This window comes from Planococcus citreus (genome assembly GCF_003664125.1).
GTDB classification, from domain to species: Bacteria; Bacillota; Bacilli; order Bacillales_A; family Planococcaceae; genus Planococcus; species Planococcus citreus.
On sequence record NZ_RCCP01000004.1, the window covers coordinates 19,686 to 37,549 of the forward strand.

Sequence of the window (17,864 nt, forward strand, 5' to 3'; positions counted from 1 at the left end):
GGTTGCAAGCAAAGTTCCTGCATGATAAAATCAACTCAATTCTGAAATGAAACGAGTTGATGGGTGGACAATGCGTAACTAACCTATATTTTTAGTCATTTGAAATAGTTATTTTTCGAAGGCAAAAACATAGGATTAGTCTGCCCATTTCATCCATAAGGTGTTGCAGTTTATTCGGCACACCCAAAATGTACTGGCTAATCCTTCCAAATTTAGATTTGGGAGGATTTTTTTAATTCTCCCTGTCCAAAACGAGAAGGGGTGGTTCTGCATGACAGAACTAATGAAATTACTGGACGTATCTGTGGAAATCGAACAACAAGCGTTATTTGAGAATGTAACGGCGAGCATCATGAGCGGCGACCGCATCGGCATTGTCGGGAAAAACGGCGCCGGAAAAACGACGCTGTTGCGGCTGATTGCCGGCGACATCGTACCGGCCAGTGGACAGTTGATTCAAGGTGCACCAGACATAGGAGTGCAGGCGGTCGAGCAGGAATTGCCGGATTACGCTTTTGAAGACGTGACGGCAGCGGAACAAGCGCTATTGAACAGATGGAAAGTGCCATTCCGCGATTTTGCTCAATTGAGCGGAGGCGAAAAACTAAAGGCAAGGCTCGCGAAAGGCTTAGCACAGCCAGCGGACCTCTTGTTATTGGATGAGCCGACCAATCATCTGGATCCACAAGGCACAGCCCATTTGCTGCACGAATTAAACGCTTATCCCGGCGCTATCGCAATCGTCTCGCACGACCGTTATTTCCTCGATCACATCGCGACGAAGATCTGGTCGATTGAAAATGGGAAGGTCCACAGCCATAACGGCAATTACAGCGAGTATATGGAATTCCGCGAACAACAGCGTAAAAACCAACAGCACGCCTATGACATACAACAAAAACGCATCGACCGGATCGAAAGCCAGATGAAGCAGCTTTCCTCATGGTCTGAATCGGCACATGCCAATTCCACCAAGCAAGAAGGCTATAAGGAATATTATCGGGTCAAAGCCAAAAGTATGGACGCGCAAGTGAAATCAAAGCAAAAACGCTTGGAGAAGGAATTGGAAAATACCGCGATCGACGCTGTCGAACCCGAATACGAAGTGAATTTTGCTTTCCGTGCCAATCCGAAAGCCGGGAAACGCTTTTTGGAAGTAAAGAAGCTAGAGAAATCGTTTAGCGACATGCCATTATTCAAGAACGCTTCGTTTACAGTCCAGCACGGGGAGAAAATCGCGGTCGTCGGCGCAAACGGCAGCGGCAAGACGACGTTTTTGAAAATGCTGGCAGGCGAAGAGCCGGTAAGCGTAGGGGAGCTATGGCTATCGCCTTCTGCCTCTATCGGATATTTGACGCAAGATGTCTTTGATTTGCCGCTCGACCGGACGCCTGCCGAATTATTTGAGCAGTTCACGTTCAAAGAGCGGGGGCGTGTGCAGAATCTATTGAAGCATTTAGGTTTCCGTAAAGAGCAATGGCTGGAGCCGATTCGTGAGATGAGCATGGGCGAGCGGGTCAAATGCAAATTGATGAAATTCATCTTGGAGGACAAAGACGCCTTATTGCTTGATGAGCCGACCAATCATTTGGATTTGCCGTCGCGCGAACAATTGGAGTCGACCTTGGCGGACTACCGCGGCACGCTTCTCGTTGTGTCGCATGACCGCTATTTGCTCGATAAGGCGACGGATGGCAAACTGGTGTTTGAAGGCGGAACGATTCGCAAACAGTTCGGGGAAGAGCCGCAAAAAGAAGCGCTCGGCAGTACCGGTGAACTCCGGCTGAAACTCGAGACGGAGCGCCAGGCCGTGCTTGGCAAACTGAGCTTTCTGCAGCCGAAAGACAAGGGCTACGCAGAATTGGATCTGCGCTTTGTGGAATTGACGAAAAAACTAAAGGAACTGGAGTAGAAGGGGGAAAGACATGCTGACAGCAGGGGATATTATTAGCTTTGAACGGACATTTACGGAGCAGGAAGTCGAGCTTTTCACGAAACTTTCATGGGATGAGGGTGACCATCACTTGGCGCCGGATGAGCAGGGGCGTTTGGTCGTGCAAGGGCTGTTGACGGCGACGTTGCCGACCAAAGTCGGCGGCGACCATAATGTATTGGCCAGGACGATGAATTTCGAATTTCTGCGACCGGTGTTTACGACGGATACGATCCGCTGTGAGGTGGAGATCGGCCGCTATGACAAGATGGAAAACGGGCGTATCCAGATCGACGCCTCATTTACCTGCAGCAACCAGCACGGGAAACAAGTCCTGACCGGTGGGTTTGCAGGAATTATATTGGCTTCATAGAAAAAGAGACGGCCGCGGCCGTCTCTTTTTCTATGCCAAGCGCCCGTCTTTCATGGTAATGACGCGGTCCGCGTAGGCGAGCATGTCTTCTTCGTGGGTGACCATCAAGGTGGCGATGTTTAAAGTTTTCGTCAGCTGCTGAAGCAATTCCATCACTTCATGCGACTTAGTGGAGTCCAAACTTGCGGTCGGTTCATCCGCGAACAAAAGTTTGGGCTGGTGGACGATGGCCCGAGCGATGGCGACTCGCTGCTTTTCGCCGCCTGACAGCGAAGCAGGATAGGCGGTTTTCCGGTGGTCCATGCCGACCGACTGGAGTATTCGCGCGGCTTCATCGCGGCGTTGTTTTTTCGAAAGCGGGGAGCCGGCTGTCTCGAGCATGAGCAGTAATTGTTCTTCGGCCGTGAGAAATGGCACGAGGTGCGCGGACTGGAACACAAAGCCAAACGATTCCGCACGGATTTGGCGAATCTGTTCTTGGTTCATGGCGGTCAATTCTTCGCCGTCAAAATGGATCTCGCCGCCGGAAGCGGGCTGAAGCCCCGCCGCGATCGTCATAAGCGTGCTTTTGCCGGAGCCCGATGCGCCGACGAGTGCGGTGATTTCGCCTTGTGTCAGCGACAAGTCGATACCTTTTAAAATCTCTTCTGCTACCTCACCCGTTTTGAAAGTCTTTCGGATGCCTTGTGTCGTGAAAATCATGCTTATCCTTCTCCTTGTTGAATGGCTTGAAGCGGCTTGGCTTTGCGGATCTGAAGGCCCGATAAAGTGGCTCCGGCAAATCCGATAACAAAGAACACCGCTGTTAATTGCAGCGTGGCATCAATCGGCAAGTAGAACGGCATGTCGCCTGGTGCCAGTGTCTCAAACACTTGGCTGACGGCGATCGATAAGATGAGTGCCATCGCAGTAATGACGAGCATCTGTGTCCAGATCATGCGGAACAAGGCTCCAGTCTTTACGCCGATCGCTTTTAAGATGCCGTACAGCCCGAGCTTCTGGATGTTCATCATATAGAAGAAAATCGCGAACAGCATGCCGCTGATGACCACTAAAAACCAAACAATCATCGACAGCGATAATTGCTCGGCGCTATAGCTCGGCAAAGTGTTGAGGAATTCTTCTGTAGAGAAGCTTTGCAGGCCGGGGATTACGCCGGGTTGTGCCATGTCTGGCAGGAACAGCATTTGCAGGTCTTCCGTGCGGTACATTTCCGCGTAATCGTCCGGATGGATAAAGGCGACAGGTGCATGGCTGTATTTCGCGCCGTCGGTAAAGCCTGCTACGGTAAATTCGCCATCAAACTGGCGGTTGGTAAAGATGTCGCCTTGCTTGATGCCGTCTTCTTCGAGCGAACGGTCGAGTATGATTTTGCCTTTTTTGACATCCGGAAATTCAGCCGAATCGGTTGATGTGGCGAAGGCGACGCTTTGCTGTTCGTCTTGTTCATTCAATAAAAAACCCATCTGGATAGAGAATGCAAACGCGCCGTCGTTTTCCGACAGTGCTGATTGCAGAGTTTCTGTGTCGATTACGGATAAGGCGTGGGTTTCTTCTGCCGCCGTTTCCATATAGATCGTTCCGTCTGGCAAGTTCTTGATCAATGCGGCATTGTCTTGTGACAAGCCGTTCGCGAGCCCTGAGATGATGAAGGTCAATAAGCTGATCAAAAAGACAATCGATCCGAGAATCACGAATTTCGTTTTGCTTTTCTTCATTTCTTTCCATGCTAAGTTCACGTTACTCGCCTCCGTTTTGTTGTACTTTAAGTTTACAGAGGCAAGGTGAATGGAAGGTGAACGGGCGTTGACAGTTTGGAATAAAAAAAGCCCTCCGGTTGTGGAGGGCTAAAAATTTTCAACTAACATTGAGAAACGTGTTTTCCGAAGCTTACCACTCGCTTTCCGTGGGCTCGCGCCCAAGCCTCCTCGGTTTGCTCTACTTTCGCTATGCTCAAGCATCGCAAATGAATGCGCTCAGCGATGCTTCGCACATTCATTCCCTGCGGGGTCTTGGTCGTCTCGCTGATCCACCGGAGTCGAGCGGACGCTTCTCCAAACACTTCGATAGCTAACTAACTTGTTCACTATATATTTGCCCGTTTAATTAGAAATAAGGAATTTTTATTAAACTGGCTCGTTCTGTGAAGCCGGCAAAGTGACCGTGACGGTGGTGCCGGCACTGGGCGCGCTGTCGAGTTCGATCCTTCCGCCGTGGAGTTCGATGATTTCTTTGGCGATCGATAGGCCGAGCCCGGAGCCTTTTTGGCCGCGGGTGCGGGCTTGGTCGGCGCGGTAAAAGCGCTCGAAAGCATGTTTCGTTTCGTCCTCTGTCATGCCGATGCCGTAATCGCGCACCGTAACATGGACATGGCCATCACTTTGCGTGAGGGTTACATCGACCGAGCCGCCCTGTTCGCTGTATTTCACTGCATTGGTCAACAAGTTTTCCCAGACGGTTTGAAGCAGCACCGTGTTGCCTAGTGTGTAAGCTGGGGTGAGCTGTGCGGACAGCGCTAGTTCTTTGTTGTCGAACGCATAGCGCAAATGGCTAAGTGTCGCATGCAATTGCTCGTGGAGTGCGACGGTCTCGAGCGCTTCAGGCGTTTCCTTGTCGACCGAGGCCAAGGTCAAGAGTTGCGTTGTCAAAAGAGACAAGCGCGCCGTCTCTTCGCGGATGATGTCCGCGTAGTGCTGCTTGTCGGAATCGCTGATGCCTGGTTTCTCCAGCAAGCCGAGATAGCTTTGAATCGTATGAAGCGGCGACTGGATATCATGTGAGACATTATGGACGAATTCCTTGCGCTTGACGGTCGACTGCTCAATGCGCGAACGCATCAACCGGAACTGGTCGGCGAGGCGGCCGATTTCATCTCTCCGGTCGATCGCGAGCGGCACGTCAAAGGTTTCCGTCGCCATTTTCTCGGTCGCTTCGGTCAATTTCGTGATCGGCTGGATCAATAAACGCGCAACCAACAGCATGCCAAGAAAACTTAACAGCACAATGCCAACGGCCAGGCCGCCGAACAGTAGATGAAGCTCCTGGAACAATAGCTCGATGTCGGGACGCAGGAATAAAGCATAGGATTCACCGCCGAGCGTTACGGGGACGCCGATGGAATTTTGCAGTTCATTGGCGAAAAAGCCGGTGACGAAAGTTTGGCGTGGAAAATCACGGATGCCGTTGAAGGTGTCGCCGCCGAGCACGTGCTGGACATCTTCTTGGGCGATCGTTTCATCGCGGAATTTGCCGCCGAAGCGCGAAACATCGCTGCCATCGGTCAAATACAATTGATAGCCGGCGTCACCGAGAACGTCGAGTGTGCTTTCCACTTGGTTCGGCGGCAGGCTGTTCAAATGGCCGGCAAACGATTCGGCAATCGCGAGGTTTTTGTCGTTATTGTCTTCTTTCAAAAATTGGTGATACAGCGTGTTCATCGCGAAAAACGAAATGGCGCTGCTGATGAGCATCGTCAGGAATGTGAACCAGATGAATTTGACGTACAAGCTCATGAATCGGCCTCCAGTTTATAGCCGACGCCGCGTACCGTGACAATTTTGACATCCGGTGCGAATTGCTCGAGCCTGGTGCGCAGCCGTTTGATGTGGACGTTGATGGTCTGTTCGTCCCCTTGAAAATCGAGCCCCCATACGCTTTCGATAATGGCGTCTCGCGTAAATACGTGGCGCGGTTTCGAGGCGAGCAAGGCGAGCAGCTCGAATTCCTTCAATGGAATGAATGACAAGCCGTTCGGCGAGCGCAGTTCGTAGCTTTTTAAGTCGATCGTTAAAGACCCTGCCGTAAGGGTATTGTTTTCGGGATGGTCGTAACGGCGCAAAATCGCTTTGACACGGAACAGCAATTCCTTGGATTCGAACGGTTTGACCAAATAATCATCAGATCCGGCGAGAAATCCGCGTTCCTTGTCTTCGATGTGGTGGCGCGCTGTCAAGAGGATGACCGGGATGTCGTAGTCTGTGCGAATGCGTTCGGTTAATTCAAAACCGTCGATTCCGGGCATCATGACATCGACAATCGCCAGGTCTACCGGTTGCTGTTCGAGACGCGCCAATGCCTGTTCACCGTTTTCAGCGGATATCACTTCATAGCCATGTTGCCGGAGCTCCCCGGTGACAAACTGAAGCATATGTAAATCGTCGTCTACTGCGAGAATACGGATCATGTAAAACCCTCCTTGCCTATTAGTATAGGACATCGTGCGAAAAGGCGTTAGATTTTCCTTTCCTGGATGAAGTTGGCTTGTATAATGGAAAGAAAACAACTGCAGTGTAACTGATGTCGCTGTGAATAAGGGGTGCGGGCAATGAGTGGAATTTCACGGCATAATGAACAAGATTGCTTAGGGTGCAGGCTGGCAAACGGCGAACTGCCGGTGCACATGGTGTATGAAAACGAGTGGGTCGCGTGTTTTTTAGACCACGATCCGTTCAATGAAGGGCATGCGCTCATTTTACCGAAAGCCCATTACCGGTTTATCGACGACATGGACGATACTACAGCACTTGCCATTTTAAACGCTTCACAAGTAGTGAGCCGGGCCATCCGGGAACTTTACGCGCCGTTTGGCATTACGCAGACGCAAAATGGCGGCGGACCTGATGAATTGACGCATTTTCATTTGCACATCGTGCCAAGAGAGAAAAATCAGCCCTTCGCGAGTTTCTATACAGGAGATGAGTGGGACAATGAAGCGTTGAAGAACCAACTGGCCGATACGCGCACTCAATTGGCGGCGGCTGTTGAAAAGCAACTCTCGGGGTTTCCCGGGAAATAATGTGCAGCGAAGACGAAGGAGACTGTTATGCCAAAACGAATCGATGAACAAGCACTCCATCAACAATATTACGCGGAAATCCGCGATAAAGTGGCAAGCGATCCCTATGCCAAGTCGCTCGGCATCCGTTTGACGAAATTCGAAGAGACGCTGGCCGAGGCGGAGTTGGTCGTGCAAGATCATATGGTCAATGCGTACGGAACTGCGCACGGTGCGGTCATTTACGCACTCGCTGACCATGTCATGTCGGTCGCAAGCAATGCGCACGGCAAAGCATCGGTCGGCTTGTCGACCAATGCCCAGTTTATCCAAGCAGCAAAACCGGGAGACCTGTTGACGGCGCGCGCGATCGAGACGAAGCGCAATTTCCGCGTCGGTTTCTACCGCGTCGACGTGCTGCGCGGAGACGAGATCATCGCGACGGTTGACGGGGTAGCGTACCGGAAAGATCAGTATTTCGTGGAAACAGAAGAGGAATGAATCTTCGGATAGGAAAGGGGGCGTAGATATGCTATTGACGATTCAACCGGAAGAGCTGACCGAACGCTGGTATGATGTGTTCGAACAAATTGAATGGACAGAAGTATTGCTGTTCTTGTTTTACGTGGCGTGTATTTTTCTCGTCAGGGCAATTGTGCTCGGCATTTCTCGCCGCTTAAGCACTAATCGGGTCTTCCGCCACGTGGACCCTGTGCTCCGGAGCTTATTGAACTGGGCCACAACCTATGGGATTTTGCTATTTATGATTTTTTATTTTTCCAACTCGGGATGGATGTTCGATCGGCTGTTTGAAATCGGCAATGTCGAAATCACGGCGTTCCTATTAATCCTTGTCGTCTTGATTGTGTCGCTTGCCAACCGGGCGTCGAAAATCATCACACGTTATATTTTGCCGAATGTCTATCAGCGCTACCACTTGGACCGTGGCATGAGCTATACATTCGATAGGATGTTCCACTATACGGTGATGGCCATCGCCATCGTCGTCAGCTTGACGACGGTCGGGTTGGATTTAAGTGCCTTGACAGTGTTCGCCGGTGTGCTTGGCGTCGGGATCGGTTTTGGTCTGCAGAACATCGCCTCGAACTTTATTTCCGGGATCATCTTGCTGTTCGAGCGGCCAATTAAAGTCGGCGACCGGGTGATCATCGATGATTTGATCGGCGATGTCGATAAAATTTCGATGCGCTCGACCGTCATCAAGACGATTCACAATGAACACGTCATCGTGCCGAACTCCTATTTCCTGGAGGAGCAAGTGGTTAACCGTTCCTACGGCGATCCGCGCATGCGGCTTGTGGTGCCGGTCGGTGTCGCATATGGGACGGATGCCGACAAAGTGAAAAGGGTCTTGCTGCAAGCGGCACAAGAAGAAGAACAAGCAGGCGGTGTCGTCTTGTCAGAACCGGCACCGTTCGTCAATTTTGCAGCGTTCGGCGAGTCGTCGCTCGATTTTGAGCTGATGGTCTGGATCGACAACTCGAACCAAGTCATCGCCACAAAAAGCGCATTGAATTTCCGCATCAACCGACTGTTTGCGGAACACGAGATTGAAATCCCATTCCCTCAGCGCGATCTGCATATTAAGAGCATGCCTGACATGAAGCAGCCATGAAAACCTTCCAGCGTCATGGATTTTAAATCCGCTTCAAACAAGAGGAGGCACAACAGATGAATGAATTTGCAGAGTACTTGGCGAAGATCGACAACCCGGATCACCGCGAACGGGTCGAAGAAGTGTTGAAATGGGTCATGGAAACCTATCCTCAGCTCGTTCCGCGTGTTGCGTGGAATCAGCCGATGTTCACCGATCATGGCACCTTTATCATCGCGTTCAGCACCGCGAAAAAACATATGGCGGTGGCACCGGAAAAAGCAGCGATCGACCGCTTCGAGCAGGACATTGAAGCAGGCGGCCATTCGAGCACGAAGCAATTGATCCGCATGAGCTGGGACAGCCCTGTCGATTACGCATTGCTGGGTAAACTGATTGAATTCAATATCGAAGACAAAGCGGATTATGAGAAGTTTTGGCGGTAAATAAAACTATTCTGTAACGAGAGGGTTTGGGATTTTCCTCTCATGACTTGATTAGGACAATGAAAAAAGGAAGAGACCGTGGTCTCTTCCTTTTGTTATGAAGCCGTCTTCGCCGCAAGCGGTGCTGCCGCCGGCTTGCCGAAATAATAGCCTTGGAATAATTCGTAGCCTTGTGCTTTCAGCCACAGGAAATCTTCTTCGGTCTCGATGCCTTCTGCAAGCGGCGTTGAGCCGACTGCCTGGGCTTTCTCGAGGAAGCTCTGTGCGACTGCTTGCTTAGCGGAATCGTTCGCCACGCCATCGACGTATTTCATATCGAGCTTCATGAAATGCGGCTTCAATTCGTCGAGCACTTCAGCGGTGCTATAGCCTTCACCGACATCGTCGAGTGCGTATTGAAAGCCTCTCGATTTGTAATAGCCGAGGATGCGCTTCAAATGCTCGAGGTCATCGACTTTCTCGGATTCGACGACTTCGAACACCAATTGGTTCGGGTCGACGCCTGTCTGGTGGGCCAGGTCGATTGTCGAACGCAGGCAAAACTCCGGCGAGTAAATCGAAGTCGGGATAAAATTGATGAACGCTTTTTCACCGGACAGTTGGCCGGCCGCGCGAACGGCGGTCATCCGGCAGACGCGGTCAAGTGCATACAAGCGGCCGCGGCTTTTCGCTGCAGGGAAGATGGTGTTCGGGTAAATGACTTGCCCGTCGGCGTCATGGAACCGTGCGAGCATTTCATAGGCGAAGATGTTGCGGTCTTGATCGACGATCGGCTGGAAATGGGAAACGATGCGTTCGTTTTGGATGACTTCATCGATCCATTCCATATCGAATACTTGGTGCATGTCGGTAATCGGCTGGTAACTTTCCTGGTTGATGCGGAATTCAGCCAATTCGGTTTCCAGCAGGTCTTCACAAAAACTCAAAAATTCACGAGCGCCGAACTCGCCCATGCGCACCCGGCTGTCTTTCAAAGAGACGTCCAAGCCTTGGCGTTCTAAATGATCTATGGCAATGGGAATAATGGAATGGTTTAATTCACCGCTTAGGCGAATATCAAATGTCAGTGTCGAGACAGAACAATTATTGCAGTTCAAACATGCTCCCCCTTAAATTTGTGGTAATTAAAGTATATCGGATGTGACTTAATTCACAAGAATTTTTTACAAAATTAGCTTTTAAGGCATAAAAGGCAAAGTATATAACAAAAAATGGTTACCTTTATGATATTGCTTTATTGCTGCGAGTCGGAAGCTTTGCCTAGCTTCCTGTGAAAACGCTAAAATGGGAATATTAACTTTTCGGGAGGCGATAGGATGAATGAAGAAATAATGTTTCGGCAATGGAAAACCTGGCGCGGCATGATCATCAAACTGTTGGATAAGATGAGCGAAGAAGAAGCAGACCAAATGCCGACACCGTTCCGCAACTCGATCCGCTGGAACGCGGGGCATCTGGCCACGGGAATCGATAGTTTCGTTTCGAAATCACTCGACACGGAGCCGTTTTTGCCGCAACGCTATAAAGAATTATTCGCCAGCGGAACATCCCCGCAAAATTGGGAAGGCGACGTGCCGTCATTAGAAGAACTTAAGCAAGTGCTGCGCGACCAGCCCGACCAAATCGAGCGTGTGACCGCCGGCAAACTCGATAGTAAATTGCTCGAGCCGTTTCTTGGCATGGAGACGCTCGGGGAAGTCCTGGCGTTCATGATTTCACATGACGCGCTTCATCTCGGAACGATGAGCGCTATCCGCAAAACGATCAAAATTCAATAACTAGACAAAAGCCCCGACTGAATCTGCAGTCGGGGCTTTGTTACAGGAGTATGTCATTGTCATTTCCATGGTCATATCGGCGTGCCTGCCCTTATACAAAGTGGTATACTGAAAGCAATTCATTGGAAAAGGTGGCAGGCAGAATGTCTTCATTTAAGGAGTTTTGCGGATATATCACAGCGAGCCCGCGTACGCTCGCTGAACAAGTAGTGGACCGGGTGCTTGCGAAAATCGACCAGGATATCCCGGCAGAGGAACGCTTGCGCGCGGTGGACATGTACGAAGAATTGCTTGGCTATCTCGGCGAGACCATCGGCAATGAAGCCGACCTCGAGGTGCCGGACGCCCTCATCGAGTGGAGCAAGCAAAATGCAGAGATGCAAGTATCTTCCGGCGGCAAGATTTCAGAGATCGTCGTGCGTTATCCACCGACGCGCGTCGTCATGGCGGAATTGTTCACGGAACTGAGCGTCAAATCAGGGCTCAGCCTGGAAGAGAATGCGCTAGTCATCAAACGCATCAACACCTTGCTCGATGTCAGCCTGAACGAAACTTTCTTTGCGTTCGAACGGCTCCAGGAAAAATACGAAGCGGAAATGCAAAGCGAGATGATTGCGCTGTCGGCACCGATCGTTCCAGTCGCGGACGATGTCGTCGTCTTGCCGTTAATCGGCTATCTCGACAGCTACCGTGTCAACCACATTTTGACGAATGTCATCCCGCGCATTGCGGAAATGGATGTCTATCACGTCATCACGGATTTCTCGGGCGTCTTGAAGATTGACGACCAGACCGCAGAAGCGATCCACCATATCGGCAGCACGCTCAGCCTAATGGGCATCCACGTCGTCGTGGCGGGGCTGCGTCCGGACTTGGTGCAGACCATCGTCCAGTCGGGCATTCAATTAGCATCGGCGGATGCCTATGCGACCGTCAAGCAAGCGCTGGAAAGTTTGGAGAAAGTCGAATCGTAAGCAAAGCTGGACTCTATAGGGGTCCGGTTTTTTTGTGGGGTTTAGTAAATATTTTCGTGAAACTGCCGATAATAAAAGAGAGAGCTTAGTAGGTTGGATGTGTATGGAAATGTAAATATTTTCATTTAAGTATCCATGAGGTATTGTGAGAAACGTGATAATAAGCTATCGTTTGGAATAAATAATTCATCTTGATTTCAAAGTAAAAACTTATAGCGGAGGCCCTTCATGAACGAAACCGAACAATTGGAACAGCGCATCCAGGAGCTGATGGCGTTATGGGATGCATCGAAAGAGCTCAATTCCCATCTTGAACAGGATAAAGTGTTCGACAATATTTTGCAGCAGATGATGCATGTCATCGGAGCGGAAGCGGGAACTTTATGGATTGCGGATACAGACGGGCAGCACTTGCAGGCTGTGTCCGCATTCGGTGCGGCTGCCGAAGAAATTCTCGATGTGAAAGTGCCGAGAGGGCAAGGCGTCGTATGGAAAGTGCTCGAAACGGGCCAGGCCGAGCGCATCGAAGACGTCACGCGGCACGCCGATTGGAACGAGCGGATCGACCAGGAGAGCGGCTTCATCACGAGTTCTCTCCTGACGGTTCCGTTGATCGTTAAAAGCCAATTGCTCGGCTCTTTGCAATTGCTCAACAAGCGCGACGGCGAATTTTTTACCGAACAAGATCTGCGCCTAGCAGAAGCGCTGGCGCATCAATCTGCGCTCGCGCTGCATAATAGCCAAATGTACGATGAGCTCAACCGCATGCTCATCAGTATGATCCGCACGCTCGCGACGCTGCTCGATGCACGCGACCCTTATACAGCGGGGCATTCGGGGCGCGTCGCGAATTATGCCTTGTGGATTGCGCAGAAAATCGGTATGGCACCATCAGAATGCGAAGAGCTGTATAAAGCAGCGCTGTTGCACGATATCGGAAAAATCGGCATCCGTGATGAATTGCTTCAAAAACCTGGGCGCTTAACGAAAGAGGAATTCAGCGCCATCCAACAGCATACAGTGATCGGTGCAGGGATTCTTGCGAACATGGAGCCGCGGCATGCGATGGAGCGAGCGGTGGAAACGGCGAAATCCCACCATGAGCGCCTGAACGGCAGCGGCTATCCGGAAGGGCTAAAAGGCGATGCGATCCCGCTGTTCGCGCGCATTGTCGGCGTCGCGGATACCTTTGATGCGATGACCACTGTCCGCCCGTATAGCAAAGGGTTCACTCCGCAAGAAAGCGCAGAAGAACTCTTGCGCTGCCAAGGCGAGTTGTTTGAAGCGGAATTGGTCGATGCGATGATCTCGATCTTAGAAGAATGCGACTACGATTTAAGCACGTATAAAACAGAGCGGAGATACCGGATATGAGCATGTTTGATTATTTACTACTGGGCCACTTAGTCGGCGATTTTTTGTTGCAGACTTCGTGGATGGCGAAACACAAAGCGACCCAGTGGCTGCCGCTCCTGGCGCATGTGTCGGTGTACACGGCGGTCATCGCGTTGTTCGGTTTATTTGCAGGCGGCTTGTCGCTACCGGCGATTGCGCTCGTCTTCATAAGCCACATCGCGCTCGACCGGCGGCGCTTTGTCCAGTTTTGGGTGGAGCGCATTCAAATGACCACAGGATCCGAAAGCAGATGGCTCACGATTGTCGCGGACCAAATTTTCCACCTATTGTTTCTGGCTTTGGCGATCGCATTGACATAGGAGTGAACAATGATGAAATTGAAACCGAAAGTCTACATACTGGAACAGGAATTTCCGATTGACCGTAAAATGGCGTGGCAGCTGCTCGCCGACAATAACCAGATGAATGATGCGATCGGCTTGTTTCCTGTATCGTTCGGGCAGGCGAAAACGGAGACAGGCGGCGTGTTTTACCGGGAAGCGGCAGCGAAAGTGATGGGGCTGGTGCCGATGAAATGGCAGGAGTTTCCGTTCGAATGGCAGGAACAGGAGTATTACACGGTCGAGCGCCGATATTTGTCTGGCCCGCTGCTGTATTATAAATTGAAAGTCGAATTGTCCGATGCAGCGAGTGGGGGCATGCAAACGAAAATCCGCTTAACCGCCGAGTTCGCACCGCGTAATGCACTCGCTTACCCGGCCATCCAGACGACTGGGCTGCCGGCGGTCAAAAAGATCATGCTGTATTTGGAGAACGTCCAACTGGATGCACAGTCATCCAAATTAGCGAAACCGGCCGCACCGAAAGTGAACCATGCCGAACTCGAACGGTTGTCGAATGATTTGCGCGCTTATCCAGTTGCAGAAGAATTTATTGCGCAGCTAAAAGCGCATCTCGCTGAAAGCAGCGACCAAAACGCAGCGCAATTGGTGCCAAGCCAGCTCGCGAAGTGTTGGGAGATGGACAGTGAGCAAGTGTTGAGGGGCTTGTTGTACGCAACGAAAACCGGACTCTCGGACATGAGCTGGCACGTCATTTGCCCAAATTGCCGCGTGTCCAAAGATGACCACCGCAGCTTGTCCGACCTCGAGCAGCAATTCCATTGCGACCTGTGCGGCGTCTTGTACGATGTGAACTTCGACCAATCCGTCGAGCTGCAATTCGCGGTGCATCCGAACGTCCGCCAAGCCTATGCAGAAGTGTATTGCGTCGGCGGCCCGGTGATAACGCCGCATATTAAAGCACAGCGCATTCTGCATCCGGGAGATCATGCGGAATTTTTGCTGACGGATCAGGCGTCAATGCGCTTGAGGGTGCTGCAAAAAAATGATCAAGTGCCAGTCGGGCAGAAGGGTTCGTTCCGTTATACGAAAGCGGGATGGATAGAGGAAGCTCGGGAAGCATCGAACATTTCCGTCATCAACGACAGCGAAAAAGACATTGTCGTCGCGCTGGAAAATGCCGACTGGAGCAAAGACACGGTGACGGCGGCGAAAGTGACCGCCATGCAGGAATTCCGCGATTTGTTTTCGTCGGAAGTGCTGGCGCCGGGGCAGAAAATCGCCATCGGTCATGTGACAATCCTCTTCACCGATTTGAAAGGCTCGACCGCATTGTACGAAGAAGCGGGAGACGCCAATGCCTACGGACGCGTGCGTGGCCATTTCGATTTTTTGACCGAACACATCAAACAGAATTCCGGCAGCGTCGTCAAGACGATTGGCGACGCAGTCATGGCGGTATTCTCAAAACCCGCGGACGGCGTCAAAGCGGCGCTCGCCATCCAGGAAAAACTGGACGCCTTTAACGAACAGACAAATGATACACTGCTACTAAGGCTCGGCCTATTCAGCGGACCGGCCATCGCCGTCAACTCGAATGACCGGCTCGATTATTTCGGCCGTACGGTGAATTTGGCGGCGCGTGTGCAGGGGCAGGGAGATGCGGGGGAAGTAATCCTGAGCCAGGAGTTGCTCGAACAGCCAGACGTAGCGGCGCTATTGGATACGCAACGGCTATCGATTGAGCCTTTTAACGCCGAGTTGAAAGGCATCACAGGCGAGCAAGCCTTGGTGCGTTTGCGTATGCAAGAAATGGCTCATATAGAAGCAGGCTAAATCAGGTTTACATAGAAAGGAAGTCAGCCATGAAAATCCACACAGAACAATTCGGCGAGCTCGAACTTGAAGACAACCGTTTATTGACATTCGAACGCGGCATCCCGGGATTCGAAGACGAAACGACATTCGTCTTACTTCCGGCAGACCCTGCAGGAGACTCGCCGTTCTTTTTCCTTCAGTCCACAGAACATGCGGCAATCAGTTTCTTCATGGCGGACCCGTTCGTCTTTTTGCCGGATTATGAAGTGAAGCTTGATGACGCCTTGACTGAGCAACTGAAACTGGAAGACCCGTCCGATGCGATCGTCTTGGTGACCGTCACAGCGAATCAAAACATTGGGGAAGCGACAGCGAACTTGAAAGCGCCGGTCGTCATAAACAATAAACAACAGCTCGGTAAGCAAATCGTCCTCCAAAACCCAAACTACCAAGTGAAACATCCGCTGTTCCAACAAGCGGCAAGGCAGGTGTAAGCGATGCTCGTACTCGGACGCAAAGTCGGCGAATCGATCGTCATCGACGACAACATCGAAATCACGGTCACTTCCATCGAAGGCGACCTCATCAAACTGGGCATTTCCGCACCGAAGGAAATTCCGATTCACCGAAAAGAGATCTATTTGGAGATTCAGGAAGAGAACAAGAACGCGGTGTCGAATGTGATTGATATCAGTGATTTCTTGAAAATGAAAAAATAAAACCTGGAGCGGGCAACTAGCCTGCTTCAGGTTTTTTGCTTGCTTCATAAAGTTTAAATATATATAGGATGAAGTGGCTTCAAAAAGTTTTTAGAATTTTTTTCAAAAAAGCTAAACATTTTAAAACGCCTACCGATAAATAGAGTGTAAGGCAGTCCAAACGGATTTGGGCGCTTGCAAAAAAAACAAAAAAACATTACACGGAGGTAATACACAATGATTATCAATCACAACATCGCAGCACTCAACACGCACCGCCAAATGGGCTCAGCTCAAAGCGCACAAATGGACAGCATGGAGAAATTGTCTTCTGGTATGCGCATTAATAGCGCAAAAGACGACGCAGCTGGACTTACGATTTCTGAAAAGATGCGCGGACAGATTCGCGGATTAGAACAAGCCTCAACTAATGCGCAAGGTGGTATTTCACTTATCCAAACGGCTGAGGGTGCTTTGAGTGAAACGCAAGATATTCTTCAACGCATGCGTGAACTTTCTGTGCAATCTGCCAACGATACAAACACAGATACAGATCGTAACGAAATTCAAAAAGAAGTAGATCAATTAGGTAAAGAGATTGATAGAATTTCAAGCTCTACTCAGTTTAACACCAAAAATTTACTTGATGGTTCCATGGGTAAAGGAGTAGATACTGCTGTAGCAAATATTAACACTAACAAAGCGCTAGATAGTGGTACTGTGACTACTACTTTAGCAACTGGTCTTGAAGATGCTGCAGGAAATAGTTTGGGAATTGTTGAAGGAGATACGATTAAAGTTTCATACGTAATCAACGGTGAAAAAACTGAAAGCGAAGTTACTGTTGGTGCTACCACAGATCTTGCTGCTATCTTTTCAGGTGCAGGAACTTTAGCGGCAGATGCCAATGGTGCTACTTTGACTGCAGGTGCAGCAGGCTTTGAAGGTGCCGTGAATGGATTAACTGTTTCAGTCAAGACAGCCACTGGAGAAACAAGAACGTCTGCTACCAGCGCTCTTTCAAGTTTTTCTGAAACGACTGCTGCAGCAAATGTCCGTAACGATGGTCAAGCAACCTTCCAAATCGGTGCAAATACAGGACAAAATATCCAGTTATCGTTTGAGAATATGTCTACATCAGCTTTAGGCGTTAAAGGTCTTCAAGTTGGAAATCAAGGGCAAGCAGACGTAGCTATGAAAGTTTTGGATGGTGCTATCCAGAAAGTTTCAGCAGAACGTTCAAAACTAGGTTCTACTCAAAATCGTTTAGAGCACACTATTAATAACTTAAATACTTCTGCTGAAAACCTTACTTCTGCGGAATCACGTATCCGTGACGTTGACATGGCGAAAGAAATGATGGAACAAACTAAGAACTCGATTCTTGCACAAGCATCACAAGCGATGTTGGCTCAATCCAATCAAATGACTCAATCAGTATTGCAACTGTTGAGATAATTGATTCTAGGGCGTCTAACCGGGTAACGGGTTAGAATATAACTGGGTGAATTGCTGGAACTTCCTAAAGCCCCATCAACCACAACGTAACTGGAAACGGTCGGCGTGATGGTCTGAAAATGACGGGGATGCACCAATGGATAATCAGCAGCCAAGCTCCTGTGAGGAAACTCTGGAGAAGGTTCAACGACTAGGATAGACCGTCTAAGGCGAAGGCTATGACGATGAAATCCGTAGGGCGGCAAGCGCCGTTCGAAGTGCCCAGCCCCTCTAAGTAGAGGGTGAAGATATAGTCTATTC

General features: G+C 50.3%; 19 protein-coding genes. 14 read left to right on the forward strand and 5 right to left on the reverse strand.

Annotated features, from left to right (window positions below):
• Positions 1 to 271: 271 nt before the first annotated feature.
• Positions 272 to 1,912: a ribosomal protection-like ABC-F family protein gene (gene abc-f / locus DFR62_RS12255; RefSeq protein WP_121300661.1), complete on the forward strand. Its 1,641-nt coding sequence runs from the start codon at positions 272 to 274 to the stop codon at positions 1,910 to 1,912.
• 13 nt (positions 1,913 to 1,925) lie between these two features.
• Complete coding sequence (locus DFR62_RS12260) at positions 1,926 to 2,306, forward strand: hotdog family protein (RefSeq protein ID WP_121300662.1); 381 nt, start codon at positions 1,926 to 1,928, stop codon at positions 2,304 to 2,306.
• Between the two features lie 30 nt (positions 2,307 to 2,336).
• Here DFR62_RS12260 and DFR62_RS12265 read toward each other — a convergent pair whose 3' ends face one another.
• The 4 genes from DFR62_RS12265 to DFR62_RS12280 all read right to left on the reverse strand — a co-directional run bounded on the left by DFR62_RS12265 (position 2,337) and on the right by DFR62_RS12280 (position 6,489).
• Positions 2,337 to 3,008, reverse strand: coding sequence for an ABC transporter ATP-binding protein (locus DFR62_RS12265; protein ID WP_121300663.1), 672 nt, complete (start codon positions 3,006 to 3,008; stop codon positions 2,337 to 2,339).
• A 2-nt stretch (positions 3,009 to 3,010) separates the two neighbouring features.
• Entirely contained in the window at positions 3,011 to 4,045 is a 1,035-nt protein-coding gene (locus tag DFR62_RS12270) for an ABC transporter permease (RefSeq protein WP_121300664.1), read from the reverse strand.
• A gap of 387 nt (positions 4,046 to 4,432) precedes the next feature.
• A complete protein-coding gene (locus DFR62_RS12275) occupies positions 4,433 to 5,818 on the reverse strand; it encodes a sensor histidine kinase (protein WP_121300665.1) in 1,386 nt (461 codons plus the stop codon).
• Positions 5,815 to 6,489: a response regulator transcription factor gene (locus DFR62_RS12280; protein ID WP_121300666.1), complete on the reverse strand. Its 675-nt coding sequence runs from the start codon at positions 6,487 to 6,489 to the stop codon at positions 5,815 to 5,817. Before DFR62_RS12280 ends, DFR62_RS12275 begins: the two co-directional genes overlap by 4 nt.
• A gap of 141 nt (positions 6,490 to 6,630) precedes the next feature.
• Here DFR62_RS12280 and DFR62_RS12285 point away from each other — a divergent pair, with 141 nt between their 5' ends.
• From DFR62_RS12285 to DFR62_RS12300, 4 genes are read left to right on the forward strand one after another with little or no spacing between them, the layout of a single operon-like run.
• Positions 6,631 to 7,101 (forward strand): HIT family protein, encoded by a 471-nt coding sequence (locus tag DFR62_RS12285; RefSeq protein WP_121300667.1) that lies wholly within the window; start codon positions 6,631 to 6,633, stop codon positions 7,099 to 7,101.
• A gap of 27 nt (positions 7,102 to 7,128) precedes the next feature.
• Positions 7,129 to 7,581, forward strand: coding sequence for a PaaI family thioesterase (locus DFR62_RS12290; RefSeq protein WP_121300668.1), 453 nt, complete (start codon positions 7,129 to 7,131; stop codon positions 7,579 to 7,581).
• A gap of 28 nt (positions 7,582 to 7,609) precedes the next feature.
• Positions 7,610 to 8,716 carry a mechanosensitive ion channel family protein gene (locus DFR62_RS12295; protein WP_121300669.1) on the forward strand — a complete coding sequence of 369 codons (1,107 nt, stop codon included), beginning with the start codon at positions 7,610 to 7,612 and terminating at the stop codon, positions 8,714 to 8,716.
• A 56-nt stretch (positions 8,717 to 8,772) separates the two neighbouring features.
• A complete protein-coding gene (locus tag DFR62_RS12300; RefSeq protein WP_121300670.1) occupies positions 8,773 to 9,141 on the forward strand; it encodes an iron chaperone in 369 nt (122 codons plus the stop codon).
• Between the two features lie 95 nt (positions 9,142 to 9,236).
• Here the strand turns inward: DFR62_RS12300 and DFR62_RS12305 are convergent, their stop codons facing one another.
• Positions 9,237 to 10,238 carry an EAL domain-containing protein gene (locus tag DFR62_RS12305; RefSeq protein WP_121300671.1) on the reverse strand — a complete coding sequence of 334 codons (1,002 nt, stop codon included), beginning with the start codon at positions 10,236 to 10,238 and terminating at the stop codon, positions 9,237 to 9,239.
• 219 nt (positions 10,239 to 10,457) lie between these two features.
• Between DFR62_RS12305 and DFR62_RS12310 the strand changes: the two genes are divergently transcribed.
• The 8 genes from DFR62_RS12310 to DFR62_RS12345 all read left to right on the forward strand — a co-directional run bounded on the left by DFR62_RS12310 (position 10,458) and on the right by DFR62_RS12345 (position 17,564).
• Positions 10,458 to 10,919 carry a DinB family protein gene (locus tag DFR62_RS12310; RefSeq protein ID WP_121300672.1) on the forward strand — a complete coding sequence of 154 codons (462 nt, stop codon included), beginning with the start codon at positions 10,458 to 10,460 and terminating at the stop codon, positions 10,917 to 10,919.
• A gap of 143 nt (positions 10,920 to 11,062) precedes the next feature.
• A complete protein-coding gene (locus DFR62_RS12315; RefSeq protein ID WP_121300673.1) occupies positions 11,063 to 11,893 on the forward strand; it encodes an STAS domain-containing protein in 831 nt (276 codons plus the stop codon).
• A gap of 228 nt (positions 11,894 to 12,121) precedes the next feature.
• Positions 12,122 to 13,267 carry a GAF and HD-GYP domain-containing protein gene (locus DFR62_RS12320; RefSeq protein WP_121300674.1) on the forward strand — a complete coding sequence of 382 codons (1,146 nt, stop codon included), beginning with the start codon at positions 12,122 to 12,124 and terminating at the stop codon, positions 13,265 to 13,267.
• Positions 13,264 to 13,608, forward strand: a complete 345-nt coding sequence (locus DFR62_RS12325) for a DUF3307 domain-containing protein (RefSeq protein ID WP_121300675.1) — start codon at positions 13,264 to 13,266, stop codon at positions 13,606 to 13,608. The genes DFR62_RS12320 and DFR62_RS12325 overlap by 4 nt, the downstream gene beginning before the upstream one ends.
• 9 nt (positions 13,609 to 13,617) lie before the next feature.
• A complete protein-coding gene (locus DFR62_RS12330) occupies positions 13,618 to 15,426 on the forward strand; it encodes an adenylate/guanylate cyclase domain-containing protein (protein WP_241663168.1) in 1,809 nt (602 codons plus the stop codon).
• 29 nt (positions 15,427 to 15,455) lie between these two features.
• Positions 15,456 to 15,902 (forward strand): flagellar assembly protein FliW, encoded by a 447-nt coding sequence (fliW, locus tag DFR62_RS12335; protein ID WP_121300677.1) that lies wholly within the window; start codon positions 15,456 to 15,458, stop codon positions 15,900 to 15,902.
• A gap of 3 nt (positions 15,903 to 15,905) precedes the next feature.
• Complete coding sequence (csrA, locus tag DFR62_RS12340) at positions 15,906 to 16,127, forward strand: carbon storage regulator CsrA (RefSeq protein ID WP_058382099.1); 222 nt, start codon at positions 15,906 to 15,908, stop codon at positions 16,125 to 16,127.
• 216 nt (positions 16,128 to 16,343) lie between these two features.
• Positions 16,344 to 17,564, forward strand: coding sequence for a flagellin N-terminal helical domain-containing protein (locus tag DFR62_RS12345; RefSeq protein ID WP_121300678.1), 1,221 nt, complete (start codon positions 16,344 to 16,346; stop codon positions 17,562 to 17,564).
• Positions 17,565 to 17,864 lie beyond the last annotated feature (300 nt).